The organism is Marinomonas sp. HM11-D (assembly GCF_057626615.1).
Genome location: NZ_JBMMKT010000007.1, coordinates 72,146 through 91,003, shown reverse-complemented (window position 1 = coordinate 91,003; position 18,858 = coordinate 72,146). Strand labels below are relative to the sequence as shown.

The 18,858-nt window shown below is 48.6% G+C and carries 13 protein-coding genes and 1 tRNA gene; 9 read left to right on the top strand and 5 right to left on the bottom strand.

Translation table 11 applies throughout. The annotated features are described in order from the left end of the window. Positions 1-12: 12 nt before the first annotated feature. The gene (locus ACOSVP_RS11480; RefSeq protein ID WP_487347645.1) at positions 13-1,215 is read right to left on the bottom strand and encodes an FAD-dependent monooxygenase; all 1,203 of its coding nucleotides are present in this window, start codon (positions 1,213-1,215) and stop codon (positions 13-15) included. A 271-nt stretch (positions 1,216-1,486) separates the two neighbouring features. On the opposite strand from ACOSVP_RS11480, the gene ACOSVP_RS11475 reads away from it, so the two are divergent. From ACOSVP_RS11475 to ACOSVP_RS11450, 6 genes are read left to right on the top strand one after another with little or no spacing between them, the layout of a single operon-like run. Then, positions 1,487-2,941, top strand: coding sequence for a circularly permuted type 2 ATP-grasp protein (locus ACOSVP_RS11475; RefSeq protein WP_487347644.1), 1,455 nt, complete (start codon positions 1,487-1,489; stop codon positions 2,939-2,941). A 2-nt stretch (positions 2,942-2,943) separates the two neighbouring features. Beyond that, on the top strand, positions 2,944-3,891 hold the full coding sequence (locus ACOSVP_RS11470; RefSeq protein WP_487347643.1) for an alpha-E domain-containing protein: 948 nt from the start codon (positions 2,944-2,946) through the stop codon (positions 3,889-3,891). Beyond that, entirely contained in the window at positions 3,888-7,241 is a 3,354-nt protein-coding gene (locus tag ACOSVP_RS11465; RefSeq protein WP_487347642.1) for a transglutaminase family protein, read from the top strand. The genes ACOSVP_RS11470 and ACOSVP_RS11465 overlap by 4 nt, the downstream gene beginning before the upstream one ends. A 21-nt stretch (positions 7,242-7,262) precedes the next feature. Further along, positions 7,263-9,833, top strand: a complete 2,571-nt coding sequence (locus tag ACOSVP_RS11460) for a circularly permuted type 2 ATP-grasp protein (protein ID WP_487347641.1) — start codon at positions 7,263-7,265, stop codon at positions 9,831-9,833. Beyond that, complete coding sequence (locus ACOSVP_RS11455) at positions 9,830-10,711, top strand: transglutaminase family protein (RefSeq protein ID WP_487347640.1); 882 nt, start codon at positions 9,830-9,832, stop codon at positions 10,709-10,711. The genes ACOSVP_RS11460 and ACOSVP_RS11455 overlap by 4 nt, the downstream gene beginning before the upstream one ends. Before the next feature lie 32 nt (positions 10,712-10,743). Beyond that, on the top strand, positions 10,744-12,054 hold the full coding sequence (locus ACOSVP_RS11450) for a DEAD/DEAH box helicase (RefSeq protein WP_487347639.1): 1,311 nt from the start codon (positions 10,744-10,746) through the stop codon (positions 12,052-12,054). Positions 12,055-12,107: 53 nt separating this feature from the next. On the opposite strand, the gene ACOSVP_RS11445 is transcribed toward ACOSVP_RS11450, so the two are convergent. From ACOSVP_RS11445 to nfsA, 3 genes are all read right to left on the bottom strand, one after another. Continuing rightward, a complete protein-coding gene (locus tag ACOSVP_RS11445) occupies positions 12,108-14,093 on the bottom strand; it encodes a methyl-accepting chemotaxis protein (protein WP_487347638.1) in 1,986 nt (661 codons plus the stop codon). A 218-nt stretch (positions 14,094-14,311) separates the two neighbouring features. Next, positions 14,312-14,388, bottom strand: a tRNA-Ile gene (locus ACOSVP_RS11440). 131 nt (positions 14,389-14,519) lie between these two features. Beyond that, on the bottom strand, positions 14,520-15,257 hold the full coding sequence (nfsA, locus tag ACOSVP_RS11435) for an oxygen-insensitive NADPH nitroreductase (RefSeq protein ID WP_487347724.1): 738 nt from the start codon (positions 15,255-15,257) through the stop codon (positions 14,520-14,522). A gap of 159 nt (positions 15,258-15,416) precedes the next feature. On the opposite strand from nfsA, the gene ACOSVP_RS11430 reads away from it, so the two are divergent. After that, positions 15,417-16,325, top strand: a complete 909-nt coding sequence (locus ACOSVP_RS11430) for an alpha/beta hydrolase (protein WP_487347637.1) — start codon at positions 15,417-15,419, stop codon at positions 16,323-16,325. Next, positions 16,291-16,671: a rhodanese-like domain-containing protein gene (locus tag ACOSVP_RS11425; protein WP_487347636.1), complete on the top strand. Its 381-nt coding sequence runs from the start codon at positions 16,291-16,293 to the stop codon at positions 16,669-16,671. The genes ACOSVP_RS11430 and ACOSVP_RS11425 overlap by 35 nt, the downstream gene beginning before the upstream one ends. Before the next feature lie 83 nt (positions 16,672-16,754). Here the strand turns inward: ACOSVP_RS11425 and ACOSVP_RS11420 are convergent, their stop codons facing one another. Next, a complete protein-coding gene (locus ACOSVP_RS11420) occupies positions 16,755-18,131 on the bottom strand; it encodes a glycine--tRNA ligase (RefSeq protein ID WP_487347635.1) in 1,377 nt (458 codons plus the stop codon). A 230-nt stretch (positions 18,132-18,361) separates the two neighbouring features. Between ACOSVP_RS11420 and ACOSVP_RS11415 the strand changes: the two genes are divergently transcribed. Then, on the top strand, positions 18,362-18,808 hold the full coding sequence (locus tag ACOSVP_RS11415) for a DUF3429 domain-containing protein (protein WP_487347634.1): 447 nt from the start codon (positions 18,362-18,364) through the stop codon (positions 18,806-18,808). Positions 18,809-18,858 lie beyond the last annotated feature (50 nt).

The window sequence follows — 18,858 nt, the reverse complement described above, 5'->3', positions numbered from 1 at the left end:
TGATCAAAACAGCTAGATCGACACGCTTGTCACATCGTAGCCATAAATACTATCTAACTTTGCATGAATCAGACCGCTAGCGTACTTAGAGGCTAACCCCAGCGCTTGCAGTTTCATGCGCCCTTGCCAACCACCATGCATATGATACAGCCCAGCATTATCGCGAGACTGTTTCTGAATCGCGACGGTACGAGGCTTACGTATCGCTTCATACTTTTCAAAGGCTTGTTGATAAGGGTATTTCAGTAAGGCTTGGGTAAGCAGATAAGCATCTTCGATCGCCATCGCCGCCCCTTGCGCCATAAAGGGCAACATCGGATGACAGGCATCACCGAGTAACACCACACGATCATCGTGCCATTTCTGTAGTGTTGGACGACCATTCAGCGCCCATAAAAAAGTGGACTCACAGCCTTCTAACACAGCACTCACTTCGGGATGCCAGCCAATAAACTTACGACGTAATTCGGTTACATCGCCTTCTTGACGCCAAGACTCCTGCTGCCACTTGGAGCGCTCCTCAACCGCAATAAAGTTCACCACCTCACCACCACGCAGGTAGTAAGTCACTAGGTGTTTATTCGGTCCGGCCCATACCGTTGCGTTCGGCTGTACCGTCGCGCCCTTGATCGCGTCCACTGGCACAGTTCCACGCCAGGCCACTTGTCCGGTAAAGATCGGTGCTTGAACACCCAACATGAGCTCACGTATTTTGGAATGAATGCCATCGGCACCAATCACCAAGTCCGCATGTTCGGTTTTCTTATCCAGCAGAACAGTCGCGTATTTCTTTTCGTTGCGATAACTCAGCACTCGATGGCCAAGCTCTATTTCAACACCTGCCGCATAACAGGCTTGTACCAATTCTTTATGTAAATCAGCACGATGGATATGCCAATAAGGCGCACCGTAACGTTGCTCAACCAGTTTACCCAATGGTGATTGCAGGTAATAGCGACCGCTTTGGTAGTCACGAATACAGGCGTATTGCGGAGAGAATGCATGTCTAGAGACAGCGTCAGCGATACCAAATTGGCGTAATACCTTAACCGCATTTGGGCTTAGCTGTAGGCCTGCCCCTACTTCGCTTAAGCTCGGAGCCTGCTCAAAGATGCGCACTTGAAATCCATGTTTGGCTAATCCAAGAGCCACCGTCAAACCACCAATTCCTGCACCGACCACAATCACTCGGTTAGCTTGGTTTTGTTGCGCCACGATCCAATCCTTACTTATTAACTCATCCGTTTTGGATCATATCAAAAAGGTTTCACATTAACCTGATATAAATGCGGGTTGGGGGAAGTTTTACACGCAAATTTGGCAAGGCACAGGCTCTATTTATTGGCTCAAATTTTGCTGATGTATTAGCAAGTACTAAGTTTCGCTTGCCTTACACGTCATTTTGGTACATCAATAACCAATAAGGAACACTAGGACAAACTGTGTTGATGCAAGCCCTCAGCAGTCAACGGGGAAATAATAAAATATGGAAAAACTAACAGAAAATTATAATTCAGGGTTATTTTTCGATGAGCTCATCGATTCTAAGGGGCAAGCCAGATCACCGGCAAAGCAGTTGTTAGAATATCTCGATGGGTTACCACCAGAAGAACTCGAAAAGCGCCGCATCACCGCCGAAGCCACGGTTCAAGAAATGGGCATCAGCTTCACGGTGTATACAGAGGAAGGCAATATTGACCGAGCATGGCCATTTGATATTGTTCCCCGCACCATAGATGCCAAAGACTGGGTCGTCACCGCCCAAGGCCTCAAACAACGACTCACCGCTCTCAACCGTTTCATCGACGATCTCTACCACGACCAACGCTGTATCAAAGACGGCATCATTCCCGAACACATCATTAAAGATTCAAAAAACTTCCGTCCAGAATGCGTCGGCGTATCACCAAAATATGGCGTTTGGGCCCACATCTGTGGCACCGATTTGGTGCGCGATGAACACGGTGAATTTTTCGTATTAGAAGACAACCTTCGTGTGCCATCCGGTGTCTCTTACATGCTGGAAAACCGTGCGATTACTAAACGCGTACTGCCAGAACTGTTTGAAAACGATGAAATTTTACCGGTAGGCGCTTACACCTCTGACCTATTCGATACTTTAGCTGCGCTATCACCGCGCGACATCGAACGTCCAGAGATCGTGGTACTCACACCAGGCATCTACAACTCCGCTTACTTTGAGCATGCTTTTCTTGCACAACAAATGGGCGTTGAGCTGGTTGAAGGCGCAGATTTATTCGTCGATGAAGACGATTGCGTCTACATGAAGACCATTTACGGCCCAGAACGCGTCGATGTGATCTACCGCCGTATTGATGACTTATTCTTAGACCCAGAAGCGTTCCACCCAGACTCGGTATTGGGGGTGGCTGGTTTAATGCGTGCATGGAAAGCAGGCAATGTGGCACTCGCCAATGCACCCGGTGCGGGCGTTGCCGATGACAAGGTGGTGTACGCCTACGTACCCGATTTGATTCGTTACTACCTAGACGAAGAACCGATTCTGAAAAACGTGAAAACCTTCCTGTGCGATGATGAAAAAGATCGCGAGTACGTGTTAGCGCACTTAGACGAATTGGTGGTCAAACCGGCCAACGAATCCGGTGGTTACGGCATGTTGGTGGGTCCACACTCGACCAAAAAAGAGCAACAATTGTTTGCTGAGCTGATCAAAGAAAACCCACGCAACTACATTGCCCAGCCGACATTAAAGCTATCGACTGCACCGACCTTGATTGGTAAAGGTTCTTTGGAACCACGCCATTTGGATCTACGTCCGTTTATTTTGCAAAGCAAAGACACCCATGTGACCACTGGTGGTTTGACCCGTGTGGCCATGCGAAAAGGCTCTTTAGTCGTCAATTCGTCACAAGGTGGTGGTAGTAAAGATACTTGGATTGTGGATACCAAAGGAGCCTAATCATGCTTTCAAGAGTTGCAGAACGCCTATACTGGAGTGCTCGCTACCTAGAGCGCGTGGAAAATACGGCTCGCCTAGTCAGCGTTTACGATGACCTATTGTACGATCTACCCCACAATGTGGTGGAGATTTCTTGGTACAACCTCATTGAGATCAATAGCGGTGTAGAAGCTTTCAACCACCGTTATAAAGTGCGCGATGAGCGTAATGTGGTGAAGTTTTTATTGTCTGATGATGACAACCCAAGTTCGCTACTGTCTTCACTAAAATTGGCGCGTGAGAACATTCGCACCACTCGTGACGTGTTGCCTAATGAAATGTGGGAACTGGTCAACGAGCTGGATTTGTACGCCAAACAAAATATTAAGCAAGGCATTAACCGCTCAGCACGACACGCCTACTTGAATACCATTATCGAAGGCTGTCAGAAGATTATTGGTTTGCTGGCGGCGACCATGGACCGAGATGCGGGTTGGCAATTTTTAATCCTTGGTCGCTACCTAGAACGGGTTGATATGAACACCCGTATCATTGATGCCGCGACTTCTTTGATGGGCCAAGCCCAGCCAGAGCAAGACATGGAGCTTGGCCAAGTGGTGTGGTCGAAAGTACTCAAGTCACAAAGTGCTTACTTGAGTTTCCGTCGTACTATGCGCAGCTCCATTCGCGGAGCCAAAGCGGTGACCTTCTTGCTGAACGATCCCTACTTCCCGCGTTCGCAACGCTACTGTGCTGAGCAGATCAAGTTAGCGGCGGCGTCACTGCCACGCTCAGGTATTGTGATCGCCAGCGCGGAAAAACTGCTGGACCACACACGCACCGTGGAACACTCCAGTGAGTTGAATGCGGAATTTAGCGACTACTTAAACGATATTCAGCTCGACATTATCGCTCTGCACCACCAGATCACGGAAAACTGGTTTAACTTCCAGAAAGGAGAAGCGGCATGACCATCCGCGTAGCGATTCAACACACGACTACTTATGAGTTTGATCGCTTTATTAATGTTTCGCCGCACATTTTACGTTTGCGTCCGGCGCCGCATTCACGTACCCATATTCATGGCTATTCATTAAAGGTGTTGCCAGAAGAACACTTCGTCAACTGGCAACAAGATCCCTATGGTAACTACCAAGCACGCTTGGTATTCCCAGAGAAAATGAAGAAGCTCGAGTTTGCCGTGGAAGTGATCGCCGACATGACGGTCATTAACCCATTTGACTTCTTTATCGAAGAATACGCTGAGAACTTCCCGTTCAAATATGACAAGCAACTGTTGGCAGAACTGACACCTTATCTAAAGATTTCAGAAGATTGCCCTGAGCTGCAGGAATGGCTCAAAACCATTGAGCGCAAGCCAACCCGTATCGTTGATTTCCTAGTGGCCCTAAACAGCCGTCTCGCCAATGAAATCGATTACGGCATTCGCTTGGAACCTGGGGTGCAAACCTGTGAAGAAACGCTGACGCTGAAGAAAGGCTCGTGCCGTGATACCTCTTGGTTATTGGTACAAATTCTACGCCATCTAGGTTTAGCAGCCCGTTTTGCCTCAGGTTACTTGGTCCAGCTAACCGCCGATGTCAAAGCATTGGATGGCCCATCGGGCCCAGAACAAGACTTCACCGACCTGCACGCTTGGTGTGAAGTGTATTTACCAGGCGCAGGCTGGGTTGGCTTGGACCCAACCAGTGGTTTATTTGCTGGCGAAGGCCATATTCCATTGGCTTGTACGGCGGAGCCGATTTCTGCCGCGCCGATCACAGGTTTCACCGACGAATGTGAATGTGAATTTAGCTACACCAATATCGTTACCCGTATTCATGAGGACCCACGCGTCACCAAGCCTTATAGTGATGACGAATGGGAAAACATCAAAGCTCTCGGTCATGCGGTGGATCAACGTCTAGAACAAGGCGATGTGCGCTTAACCATGGGCGGTGAACCAACGTTTGTGTCCATCGATGATATGGATTCTGAACAGTGGAACACCGGCGCATTAGGTGCGGATAAGCTGCGTCTGGCGAAAGACCTGCTGCTGCGCATGAAAAACAAATTCGGCGCCAATGGCCTACTGCATTATGGTCAAGGTAAATGGTACCCGGGCGAAGAAGTGCCTCGTTGGGCGCTTGGCTGTTTCTGGCGTACGGACGGTGAAGCCCTGTGGCAAGATCCAAAATACCTAGCACGAGTCGATAAAAACTACGGTTTTGATGAAACCCATGCGGCCAAATTCGGCCAAGCGCTATGTGACTACCTGGGTCTTGAATCGCAATACTTGCAACCCACCTACGAAGACACCCTTTACTACTTATGGCTAGAACGTTCGTTGCCAGAAGAAGTCAACCCACGCAAAGCCAGCCTTAAAGATGACCTTGAGCGCCGTCGCTTAGCGAAGCTGTTAAACCGTGGTCTTGAGCGTGCCAGTGGTTATGTATTACCGATCGAATTCAATGGCTATCAGTGGCAAAGTAGCCTTTGGCCCATGCGTTCCGAGGTGATCACCCTGATTCCAGGTGATAGCCCGATGGGTTACCGTCTACCGTTGAACTCATTGCCTGCCATCAGCGAAGAAGAGCAAACACCAGAGCGCGATCCATTTGCACCGCGTGAGCCACTGCCAGTTTACAGCCAATCGGCGACCGCAACTGGCACAGCCCAGAAGCAAACTAAGCAAACACTTACGGCCGCTGAACCAGCAAGCAGTACCATTGTTAAAAATGTGATTCGCACGGCGCTTTGTATCGAAGCCCGCGATGGCCGTTTGCATGCGTTCTTACCTCCGGTCAGCTACCTTGAGCACTATGTTGCCCTGATCAATGCCATTGAGAAAGTCGCAACACAGCTTGAGATGCCGATTGTCATTGAAGGTTACGAGCCACCAAAAGACTATCGTTTGCAGAAGTTCTTAATCACCCCAGACCCAGGTGTGATTGAAGTAAACATTCACCCCTCGAAGAACTGGAAAGAGCTGCTGTACAACACAGAAAGTCTTTACGAAGAGGCTCATCAGGCGCGCCTAGGCACTGAGAAATTCATGCTCGATGGCCGCCATACAGGGACTGGCGGTGGTAACCACGTCACCTTGGGTGGTGTCACACCGTCTGACAGCCCATTGCTACGTCGTCCAGACTTACTCCGCAGCTTGGTGACCTTCTGGCAACACCACCCTGGGCTTTCGTACCTGTTCTCAGGCATGTTTATTGGTCCAACCAGCCAGGCACCACGTCCAGACGAAGGCCGTGATGAAGCTCTGTATGAGATGGAAATTGCGTTCCAGAACATTCCATCAGGCTTAGTCGATGAACCTTGGTTAGTCGATCGCTTGATGCGTAACTTGCTAGTGGACATCACTGGTAACACACACCGTTCTGAATTCTGTATCGACAAACTGTACGCCGCCGGCTCAAGCAGCGGTCGCCAAGGTTTATTAGAATTCCGTGGTTTTGAAATGCCGCCTCATGCACGTATGTCCTTAGTACAAATGCTGTTGCTACGTTGTTTGGTAGTGCGTTTCTGGGAACAGCCTTATCACAAGCCATTGGTGCGTTGGGGCACGTCGCTACACGATAAATTTATGATGCCGCACTTTGTTTGGCAGGACATCAAAGAAGTGGTGGATGATCTTCAGGCCCACGGTTTGCCGTTCAAACTGGAATGGTTGGCACCGTTTGAAGAATTCCGCTTCCCACATTATGGCCGTCAGCAGATTGATGACATCGAACTGGAGCTACGCTGGGCGATTGAGCCTTGGCACGTGCTGGGTGAAGAAATTACTCAATCGGGTACCGCGCGCTATGTAGACTCTTCGGTAGAGCGTCTACAGGTACGTCTAACGGGTCTAACCGAAGGTCGTTACGTGCTGTCTTGTAACGGTCGTCGCGTACCGTTGCGCAGTACCGGTCGTAAAGGCGAAATGGTCGGTGCCGTGCGCTATAAGGCGTGGGCGCCACCATCCGCGTTGCACCCAACACTGGGCATGGATACGCCGCTGGTATTTGACTTGATCGATACTTGGAACGGCGTTTCTATCGGTGGTTGTACTTACCACGTGAGCCATCCAGGTGGTCGTAGCTACGATACCCTACCGGTGAACAGCAATGAAGCCGAAGCGCGTCGTGTTAACCGTTTCTGGGATCATGGCTTTACCCAAGGCGCTCTAGTGCCACCACCAGAGTACAGTGCATTACGCAGCGTCACTGAGCACGATAAAGTTACTCGTCCGATGGCACCACCAGAGGAAGAGATATGTCATGAATATCCTCATACTCTTGATCTAAGGAAGAGGTATACTAGGCTCTAATTTCCATTAGAACGTCTTACTATGACAGATACTGTTGCTCCATCCATCACGGCGCTGAGTGAAGCGCCGTTTGTTGCCCCATATGCTGCACCAAGCAATGCCTTTGATGAAGCATTTGAAGACAACCGCCAGACGCGCTTGCCTTGGCAAGCGGTGATGGCGGCTGTGCAGCAATTAGGGTCTGAAGGGATGCAAGACCGCCATCTTCGCGCACAACGTATTTTGCGTGATGATGGTGCTACGTATAATTTAAAAAGTGATCCGCTTTCCCCCAATGTTTGGGCCTTGGACATCATTCCCCAAGTCATGGCTGAAAGCGAATGGCGTGGTTTAGAAGCCGCACTGCAACAGCGCGCTAAACTGTTTGATCTGATTTACAAAGATTTATACGGTGAGCAGCGCTTACTGAAAGAAGGCATTCTGCCTTCCGAAATCATCTTTTCTCATCCTGGTTTTTTACGTCAGTGCCACAACATGCCATGGTCTACCGAGACCATGCTGACGTTCCATGCGGTGGATTTAGTACGCGATCAATCTGGACGTTTTATCGCCACCGGCGATCGTACCCAAGCCCCTAGTGGTTCAGGTTACGCACTAGAAAACCGTACCGTGGTCTCTCGTGTACTGCCGAGCTTGTTCCGTGACAGCCAAACCATGCGCTTGTCAGGCTTTTTCCAAACCGTGCGTGAAACCATTAGCCATCTCGCCCATCACATCACGGAGTCACCACGTATTGTCGTGCTGACACCTGGGGCGTACAGCTCAACCTACTTTGAACAAGCCTTCTTAGCGAACCATTTGGGTTACCCACTGGTGCAAGGGGGCGACTTAACCGTGCGTAACGGCAAAGTGTGGATGAAGTCTTTAAATGGTCTGTCGCGCGTGGATGTCATTCTACGTCGTGTAGAAGACGCCTTTTGTGACCAAGCGGAGCTACGCTCTGATTCTATGTTAGGCGTACCAGGCTTACTGGAAGTGGCGCGCCAAGGTAATGTGGTCGTCACTAACCCATTGGGGGCAGGCCTATTGGAAACCCCTGCATTACTGGCCTTTTTGCCAGAGATCGGCCGTTTCTTAATGGGCGAAGAGTTATTACTGCCCTCCGTAGAAAGTTACTGGTGTGGCAATGCACAGCACCTTAAACATGTGCTGGCCAATATGCGCAATCTGATCATTAAGCCTGCTGTGCGTAACCCGCAAAGTAAGAGCATTTATTGCCATCAGCTAAGCGATAAAGAGCTGCAAGACACCATCAATAAAATCAAGGCGAATCCAGTCGCCTATGTTGCCCAAGGCTACATCCCTGGTTCTTTAAGCCCAATTTGGGACAATGGGCACATGTGCGCCCGCCCGGGTATCTTGCGTACCTTTAGCGTAGCCAATGAGCAAGGCTACTGTGTCATGCCAGGTGGTTTAGCCCGCGTTGCGGATTCCACCAGTCACTTTATCGTCAGTAAGAAGTTATCCGGCTCACGCAGTAAAGATCTATGGATCCTGAGCGATAGCGCCGAAACCGACATCGACATTCCACTCGACAACCTGCCCATCAGCCAAGCCCAAGTGGCCAACTTGCCAAGCCGTGTCGTGGAAAACTTATTCTGGTTTGGTCGCTACGCCGAACGTGCCGAGATGACGTTGCGTTTGATGCGTACCATCTTTAAACAACTGAATGGTATTGATCATTTCCCTACGGAAAGCCGTGAAGTTTTGTTGGGGGCTATTTCTGAAATTACCGGTTCCCTACCCGGTTTTCATGAGCACCCTGAACTGATTGAGAACCCGAACGATGAATTGGCCGCCCTAGTGGTGAACGGTCAGCGCGTAGGCTCAATCAAATCAAATTTACAGCAAATGCTGGCTTGCGCCGAGCAGGTCAAAGAAATGCTGTCGGCGGATACACGCATTATCTTGAACGAACTGCGTGACCACATTCACAGTGTTGATCGGGCTTACGTCAATGGTTTGCCATCGGTGCCAGAAGAGTCTCTTGACGGCCTAGTCACATCCTTATTGGCGGTTTCTGGTTTGAACCATGAGAGTATGCTACGCGGTATGGACTGGATGTTCCAAGAAATTGGTCGTCGTACCGAACGCGCCCTGCTGACGGCTAATTTGTTGAAACACACACTCACTCGACCCTTACCAAGTCTGCAACAGCAACAGGTGCTAGAGTCGGTGCTATTGAGTGTGGAAGCCTTAATATCGTTCCGTCGCCGCTACCGTACTCGCGCACGCGTGTCTTATGGTCTGGATCTTCTAATGATCGATCGTACTAACCCGCGCTCTTTGATTTATCAAATTGAACAGCTGCGTAAGTACCTTGAAGAACTGCCACAGACAGAGCAGACTTCGTTAGGATTGTCACCGGATAAGCGCTTAATCATTAAGTCGCTGAACGATATTCAGCTGGCTGATTTAGAAGGCTTAGCACAGATTGACGAGACCACCCAGACGCGCCAAGATTTGACCGAGCTGATGACACAGGTAATCGAACAATTAGAGAAGCTGACCACCTTGATCAGCGATAAGTACTTCGACCATACTGCAGGACCGCAGCAGCTGATCAAAGCTAAATGGAAAAATAACGTATGAGATATCGGGTTCGGCATTTAACGGAATACCTCTACGGTGCCCCAGTCACCTTGTGTTATAACATGGCGCACCTACTGCCGCGTGACACGCCTAATCAGCGCTGTCTCAGCCGTCGCATTTTGGTGACACCAACTCCGGTGTATCAAACTGAAGGAGAGGACTACTACGGCAACCCGACGTTTTATTTTTCCGTACAAGAACCCCATAAGAAGCTTGCCATTGATGTGGAATGCTTCTTTGAGATCGAACAAAACGACCTGTCGAGCCAACTTACCCTGCACGGTTTAACTTGTGGCGAGCTACGCAAGATGCTCGCTCAAGCGGAAACACCGGAGCTGCGCATGGTGAAAGAATACGCGTTGAATTCAGCGCATATTCGCCGCTCGGAAGCGTTGGCCGAATACGCCCGTACCTGCTTTACCGACGACAAGCCAGTTTTGCAGGCAAGCATGGATTTTACCCATAAGATCTTTGAAGAATTTACCTTTGATCCGACGGCCACCAGTGTCAGCACACCGCCAGAACAGGTATTAAAAGACAAACGCGGCGTCTGTCAGGACTTTGCCCATTTGGCCATCGCTTGCATTCGTTCGCTCGGCTTTCCGGCGCGCTACATGAGTGGCTATTTGGAAACCCTACCGCCTCCTGGACAAGAAAAACTAGTCGGTGCCGATGCCTCTCACGCATGGTTTGCTATTTTCATTCCTGATCTAGGCTGGGTAGAATTCGACCCGACTAATGATTTAATGCCGAACGAGCAACACATCGTCACCGCTTGGGGACGTGACTACGCCGATGTCACGCCATTACAAGGGGTCATTTTTGACGGTGGTGACAGTCAGGCACTCAACGTTTCTGTGGATGTGCAGCGCGTGTAAGCGCTCACATCCAACTCTATCTTGGTAAGACAATGACCTTTGCAAACCTTGGCCTGTCCGCGGCCATTACCGATACCCTTAATGAACTGGGCTATCAGAAGCCAACACCGATTCAGGCCCAAGCGATCCCGCTGATTTTATCCGCCAAAGATATTCTCGCTGCAGCGCAAACGGGTACCGGTAAAACTGCCGCCTTTACTCTGCCTATTCTGGAACGTCTAAAAGAAGGCGAGCGTGCCGAGGCTAATCAAGTTCGCGCACTGATTCTCGCGCCGACGCGCGAACTGGCCAGCCAAATTGGTGACAGTGTGCGCAATTACAGCCGTGGTCTTGGCCTACGTAGCCAAACCATTTTCGGTGGTGTAAAAGCCTTCCCACAAATCAATGGTCTACAGCGTGGTGCCGATATTCTTGTCGCTACCCCTGGTCGCTTGATCGATTTGATGAAGCAAGATGCGGTCAAATTCGACCACCTTGAATATCTGGTGCTGGATGAAGCCGATCGCATGCTCGATTTAGGCTTTGAAGAAGCCCTTAACGAGCTGCTTACGCTACTGCCAAAATCACGTCAAAGCATGATGTTTTCCGCTACCTATTCGGATGCAGTGAAGACCTTGGCCAAGTTATGGCTGAAAGATCCTGAAGAAGTGGCAGCCAAGCAAAGCAACCGCGTGGCCGCCACGGTACGCCATCAGATCTACACTGTCGATAAGGTTCGTAAGCCGGAGCTTTTAGCAGAACTGCTGAATCGCCAACATTGGCACCAGGCGCTGATCTTTACCAAAACCAAGCGTGGTGCCGATGAAATCACAGACATTCTCAAAGCAGAAGGTTTCTCAGTAGAAGCCATGCATGGGGATAAAAACCAATATGCACGTCTATCCGCATTGAGGGCATTTAAAGCGGGTGAATTAGCCTACCTCGTAGCCACTGATGTGGCGGCTCGCGGTTTGGATATTGAGGGTCTACCGGTAGTGATCAACGTGGACTTGCCGCACGTAGCCGAGGACTACATCCACCGTATTGGTCGCACCGGTCGCGCTGGTCAAGAAGGCCGTGCGGTATCCTTGGTCTGTGCCGATGAAGTGGAGAACCTACGTGCCATTGAAGCCCTATTAAAGCAGCGCGTGCCACGTAAAGAAATCCCTGGCTTTGAAGCCGAGCACCGCGTACCGGATACACATCCAAGAAGCCAAAAGAAACCTAAAAAAGCCGCTGACGGCCAACCGGCTTCTAATCAAGCAAAGAACAAAGGCAAAAAAACAGTGGAAGTGCAGAAGCCTGATGTGACTAAAGGGCCAGGCCTGCGTAGTAACCCTTTTGCTAAACCAAACAAAAAATAGCCCAAATAAAACAGCCGCTCATTGAGCGGCTGTTTTCATTGCCTTCTGCTCACTTAGCGCAAGCGGTAAGAACGCACTTCCATTAACACCTCATCAAAACGATCTTGAGTTTGTTGCGCTTCCGATTCAGTCATATTCACCACATCAAAGATATGGCTCGAACGGTCGCGCACCATCTGTACGTTCTGATTGATGTCTTCTGTGACTTGCGATTGCTCTTCTGCTGCGGTCGCGACACGCTCAATGGTCATATTGATCTCGTCCACAGACTCCAACAAAGACTCGATCATTTCCGCGTTTTTGATCACTTCCGTCGCCGTATTAGTGGCCATAGACGAGCAACTTTCCATGGAGTTGAGGGCATTTTTACTAGACTGAATCAAGGACTCAATCATCGAGCGAATCTCTTCTGTCGAATCCTGAGTACGCTGCGCCAAACTACGCACTTCGTCTGCGACTACCGCAAAACCTCGGCCTTGCTCACCTGCGCGAGCCGCTTCAATTGCCGCGTTCAATGCCAGCAAGTTAGTCTGCTCAGCGATCGACTCAATGGTTTGCAAAATGGAGGCAATTTGCTCCGTTTGGTTAGTCACTTGCTGCACCGAATCAAAACCACCCGTCACTTCACGACTTAAAGTCTCAATCGAGCTTTGAATGGTGTGCACCCCTTTGCGGCCTTCTGATGCACGTACCTGAATCGTTTCGGTTGCCTTAGCCGCTTCCTGCATGTCCGACGAAATGGTGTTACTGGTTAACGACATTTCTTCAATGGCTGCTGCAATCTGATCGGTGCGTGCCAACTGATCTTGGGTTTCTTTTACCGCTTCACGGGCCTGAAGAATCAAGCTATCCATACTGCCTTTGGACTCTTCTGACTTGACTTGCAGCATACCAAAGGTACTCGATAGATGACCAAGATGCAGGTTCAGCTCGTGCATCATATGTCCCAGCTCATCTTTCGATTTCACTTCTAGATTGACGGTAAAGTCTTTGTTTTCGCCCACTGAGCTCAATGCTTTATGAACTTGCGAAACACGTTTAGATACATTGCCGGAGATTTGGCGGATTAAGAACAGCACTAATAAGGTCACCAGTACAATCGCAGAGACCACCACAATGAAGGTCGTCGTATCACGATTTTCAAAAGCATCTGCTAGGTTATCAACCTGCTCGCCCATATCATCTGATAAGGATTTTACTAGACCAATTTTACTGGTTGCTAAAGCAAACCAGTTGTTAGGTCCTTGTACTGAACTCAGATCGCTAGCGCTTTGAAAACTTGTCAGCACTTCTGTTACAGCCTTCCAATTTGCATCGTTTTTCAGACTGTTTAGCTGATTCAGCTGTGCTGGCGTTGCTACATCCAGAAAGTAATGCTCCCACACTTTCTCATCGGCAATATAGCCCTTGATTTCAACAAAACGTTGGTCAGAGACTTTACCCGCACTGAACACACCGTTTAGGGCACCACGGTATTGACCAATACGTTCCTTCATCCATAACAGACTTAGATGAGCCGATAAGGTTTTACTGATGTCAGGGTTGGCAACGAAATTCAAACCACGCTGAATGCCACGAAGTGCGGATTCATTTAGGTCTGAATAAAACGCAAACGCGCCATTATCTGGTGCCAGCGTATCCACTTTCTGACGCACTGATACCTTGTTGCTAAATAAATTGATCGTCGGCTGAATAATCGATTGGATATCCGCCGTGCTTAACTGGTGAAACTCTTCAGGGGAAATATTACGCAGCTCTTGCTCAGCCTGATCAGCCAGCTGACGCTGCTTCAGCAGAGCATCCTTACCGTTCTGTCCTTTTGAACCTAGAAAGCCGGCCGACAAGCCTCGCTCAACAGCAAAGTTATGGGCTACTGCATCCAGTTTTTCGGACAAATGCACAATGTCATTGGCTTTCTGAGTATCCTCGATACTGCCGAGAAGACTGGAGCCTAATGAAAAAGCAAGGATAACAACAAGGATCAGGGGCAACAGCCCGACGATCATAATGGCATGAGATACTTTGAGATTCTTTAACACCGGCGCTTCCCTCTGCTGAAAGTTCTATCACCATAGAATGGTGCAAATTGAGCATGTAAGCAAACGTTAAAGTCTGTGAAAAAAAGAAAATGGGGGAAATTTGACCCGAGTAGGTATAAACCATAATTTTATTTTATATCAGAGCACAGAGCGCACCCTGGTAATAAAGAGGTAATAAAAAAGCGCAATAAGTACCAGACTTACTGCGCTTCTTAATATGGTGGGCCTGCCCGGACTTGAACCGGGGACCTGCCGATTATGAGTCGGATGCTCTAACCAACTGAGCTACAGGCCCTAAAAACGGCGCCCATTATAGCCAGACAACCTTAACTTGCCAAGAAAATAACACAAATTTCTGTCGATAAATCAAGCAACTAAAGCGTTCGAAAAAGAAGCACTGCTACTCCTCTAAAACAGGTTTGTGGCTTATTTCATTTCAAAGCCCTGTTTTATCAGAAATTCGCGCATATGGGGACGCAATTTGCCAGAGAACATGGGCGCCATACTTTGAGACCAGTTAGAGACTTTATTAGCGCCGGTTCGAGCTTGGTAGTAGCGTTCCATTTCCGAATTGTATTGATCGATCAGTACTGGATCATGCTGATCGTCGTAGTAATCCTGCTTAAGCACTGTCGCTAACGGCAAACGCGGCTTCACCTCAGGATCATGGGCTGGGTAGCCAATACACATACCAAATACAGGGTACACATGGGTTGGTAGTTTCAGCAATTCACTGATGGCAGCCGGGTTATTGCGCACGCCACCGATATAGACGATGCCAAGTCCTTCTGACTCGGCGGCCACGGCTAGATTCTGCGCCACTAACGCCGTATCAATGGTGGCCACTAACAGTTGTTCTGTCATGCCCATGGTCGGTTCGATCCCCGTGCGCGCCGCGGCCTCGGTGTTACGCTTCATATCGGCACAGAACACTAAAAACTCGGCCGCTTGCTCAATATAAGGTTGATCACCGGCAAGGGATTTAAGCTGCGCTCGATTGCTCGGATCACTGACACGAATGATGCTGTAGGCTTGGACATGATTACTTGAAGAGGCACCTTGAGCTGCCGCAACCAGTTTTTCCAGTAAGCCTGTTGGCAACGGCTGATCAGTAAATTTGCGTATCGATCGATGGGATCGTAGTTGCTCTAGCACGGCATTCATCGAATGCATCTCCTTATCCTTTCATTTGATGTACAGATTATGAGGAGCAATAGAAAGCTTACCAATCCCCTAACGCCAAAATGCGCAAGGAAACCTTTTTTGCTTCCTTATCATCCAATCTTTCCTAAGCAGCGTAAGGAACTGATATCACTAAACTAGGTGACGGTTATCAATATCAAAGCTCCCTTACTTACCCTTGCGGCATTAGTCAGTAGCGGCTGTACACAGCTAGGGCTACAACTGGCCAATGTGCCAAGCTACCTTGATGCCAATCAACGGCATTTGGATATTGCTTATGGCGAGCATGCGCAACACAGATTGGATGTTTATTTACCAGCGTCTCAACAACAGACTCAGCACCCAGTGTTGGTCTTTTTCTACGGTGGTCGTTGGAGCGATGGTCAAAAAGACATGTATCCCTTTGTTGCCAAACCGTTTGTCGATCGCGGTTACATTGTCGTGATACCGGATTATCGTAAATACCCTGAAGTCATCTTCCCCGCATTCGTAGAAGATGGCGCCATGGCGGTGGCTTGGACTTTAGACAACATCGCAGGCTATCAAGGAAATCCGCATCAGTTAGTGATGATGGGACATTCGGCCGGCGCTCATATTGCCGCACTGCTGAGTGCAGATCAGCGTTATCTCGCTAAGCATGGATACGCTAGGACGCACATCAAAGCCTTTGCAGGACTAGCGGGACCCTATGATTTCATTCCAGAAGACGAAGATTTAAAAGACATTTTTGGTCCGCCGGAACGTTACTCAGAAATGGCTGTAACCAGCTTTATTGACGGTAACGAACCGCCTATGTTGTTGCTTTGGGGAGCGAAAGATACACTGGTGGGACGACGTAATTTAGATTTACTAGACGCTAAAATAGGACGGCAAGGTGGCCTAGCAGTAACTAAGATTTATCCTGATATGGGACATGTCGATATGGTCACCAATTTCATTTGGTTTATACCGAGTAAAGCCCCCGTCGAACAGGACATTACGGAGTTTTTCACTCGACAACTTAAAGGAAAGCAACATGAAACCTTTGTCAGCTCAGAGTCACCAAATTAAAATCTGGGTGTTATTAAGTGCACTACTGATCAGTCTGTTAGGAATAAATGCTGCGCAAGCTTCTGAACGCGCCGAGAGCGCTTGGCAAGCCCTATCTCAAGGCGCCACCTTGATCGATGTGCGCACTGAACAAGAGTTTGCCATAGAGCATTTAGACCGAGCCTTAAATATGCCTTTGAATGATCTAAGCACGCTCGTTCAATCGCTAGATCGTAATACAACACTGGTGGTTTATTGTCGCTCTGGGAGCCGTGCAGCTAAAGCGAAGCAGGAGCTACAAGAGATGGGCTTTAGTGAGGTGTATAACGGTGGTGGCTTAGAAGAAATGAAGGATAGTCAGCCATAACAAGCTAAGATTTTAGACAGAAAAAAACCGATGCTTAAATTAAGCATCGGTTTTTTTATTTGAACTTGGACCGCTCGGAGAACTTAGTCTTGGTTAATAAAGTAGTTCAAGATAAAGCTTGGTAGATCCGCTGTTTTCACCACTTCTTGTTCCATGGTATCACGGTGACGCACTGTCACTGGCGCACCTTCTTGTTCGATGGTGTCAAAGTCCACTGTGATACAGATTGGGGTACCGACTTCGTCATGACGACGGTAACCTTTACCTACGTTACCTGTGTTTTCGTAAAGGATACGACCCAGACCTAGTTTTTGTAGACGGTTTTTAATTGCTTTCGCCGCATCTACGATCTCTGCTTTGTTCTTCTTAAGTGGAAGAACGGCAACTTTGATCGGTGCTAGGTGTGGCTTAAGTTTTAGCACGGTACGAGTAGTGCCGTTTTCTAACTCTTCTTCAGTGTAAGCTTCAGTCATGACAGCCAATACACCACGGTCTAGACCCGCAGAAGGCTCGATACAGAAAGGAACAATTTGCTTGTTCTCTTCCAAATCACGCACCGCTAGCTTAGTGGTAGAGTGCTCGTTTGGCTTAACTTTAGCAGACAAGCCCAATTCTTCTTGTGCTTTCGTGTGTGAGCCAAGGTCATAGTCGGTACGGTTCGCAACACCTTCCAACTCTTCAAAACCATGTGGAAACTTGTACAAGATATCCACAGTTGCTTTTGAGTAGTGCGCTAGGTCATCGCCCGTTACGTATTCAAACTCGATGTTTTCTTCTGACAGACCTTGATCCAACCACCATTGCTTACGCAGTTTCACCCAAGTGTCGTGCCATTGCTCGTCTTCACCCGGCTTACAGAAGAACTCAAGTTCCATTTGTTCGAATTCACGCACACGGAAAATGAAGTTACGTGGTGTAATTTCGTTACGGAACGATTTACCGATCTGCGCGATACCGAATGGCAAGGCACGAGACGTAGAGTCCACAACGTTTTTAAAGTTGGTGAAAATACCTTGTGCTGTTTCTGGACGAAGGTAAGTGTAAGACTCTTCGTTCACCATTGGGCCCACGTTGGTCTTGAACATCAAGTTGAAGTCACGTGGCTCCGTTACGTTGGTTGAGCCACAGTTGTCACAGACTTTGATGTCTTTCATGTGGTCAGCACGCATACGTGATTTACACTCGTGACAGTCCACCATAGGGTCAGTGAAAGTGTCTTCGTGACCAGAGTATTTGTATACGTATTTGTTCTGGATGATTGCAGCGTCTAGGCCTTCTACGTCATCACGCTCGTAGACCATGGCACGCCACCATGCCGCTTTAAGGTTGTTTTTAAGCTCGATACCTAGTGGACCGTAATCGTACGCACCTTGCATACCACCGTAAATCTCACTGCCCTGGAAAATAAATCCACGACGTTTACACAAGGAAACGAGTTCATCCATCGTTTTAGCTGGCATTTTCAACACACCTTAATTCGTTAATTTAGGGACGGCCGGCGCGCAACGGCGTAGCCGATAAACATGAGTTCAGCATTGTACTCTGTGGTCTTGATCGACTCAATGGCTCCAAAGTCGACATCATTCACCAGAAAGTTGATAAAATGTGATGACTTTCACATGCCTAACGATCCAATCTGTTAGATAATACGTAACTCTTGTAAACCAAACTTTACTTTTGGAATATCTCAATGCGTAATTCATCACGCTCGTTGATTCAAACTTTAGGGGCTTTAGGCTTACTGCCATTCTTAGCCAGCACCCTAACCTTCCACTTTGATTTCTATGGTTACGGCTTTATTGCTCAATCGGTCTTTGTTGCCTACAGCGCCATTATTTTAAGCTTTTTAAGCGGCGCTATTTGGGGACAAGTGCTGGAACAACCCTTCCAAGCAAAAGGCAAGTTACTGCTGATCAGCAGTAACTTAGTGGCTATTTTAGCTTGGTGTGGCTTGTTGATTCAGCAACCGCACATGTCTCTACTGCTACTGTTGTGTGGTTACATCAGCATCTTTTGGCTAGAAGTACGCTGGCTAAAACAAATTCGCCCAGATCAAAGCTTCTACCCGAACCTGCGTTTTATTCTGACTCTGCTGGTGTGCGCAATGCATCTATTAATGCTGTATCCAAAGTTCTAATCCAAAGCAGTTCTCCTTTGCGTATCTACAGCGATAGCAAAGGAGAATCA

Coding starts and splice junctions, on each gene's coding strand:
- ACOSVP_RS11420 (WP_487347635.1), bottom strand. CDS start 18,131: ATGCCAGCTAAAACGATGGATGAACTCGTTTCCTTGTGTAAACGTCGT.
- ACOSVP_RS11455 (WP_487347640.1), top strand. CDS start 9,830: ATGAGATATCGGGTTCGGCATTTAACGGAATACCTCTACGGTGCCCCA.
- ACOSVP_RS11465 (WP_487347642.1), top strand. CDS start 3,888: ATGACCATCCGCGTAGCGATTCAACACACGACTACTTATGAGTTTGAT.
- ACOSVP_RS11460 (WP_487347641.1), top strand. CDS start 7,263: ATGACAGATACTGTTGCTCCATCCATCACGGCGCTGAGTGAAGCGCCG.
- ACOSVP_RS11470 (WP_487347643.1), top strand. CDS start 2,944: ATGCTTTCAAGAGTTGCAGAACGCCTATACTGGAGTGCTCGCTACCTA.
- ACOSVP_RS11425 (WP_487347636.1), top strand. CDS start 16,291: ATGAAACCTTTGTCAGCTCAGAGTCACCAAATTAAAATCTGGGTGTTA.
- ACOSVP_RS11475 (WP_487347644.1), top strand. CDS start 1,487: ATGGAAAAACTAACAGAAAATTATAATTCAGGGTTATTTTTCGATGAG.
- nfsA (WP_487347724.1), bottom strand. CDS start 15,257: ATGAATGCCGTGCTAGAGCAACTACGATCCCATCGATCGATACGCAAA.
- ACOSVP_RS11415 (WP_487347634.1), top strand. CDS start 18,362: ATGCGTAATTCATCACGCTCGTTGATTCAAACTTTAGGGGCTTTAGGC.
- ACOSVP_RS11450 (WP_487347639.1), top strand. CDS start 10,744: ATGACCTTTGCAAACCTTGGCCTGTCCGCGGCCATTACCGATACCCTT.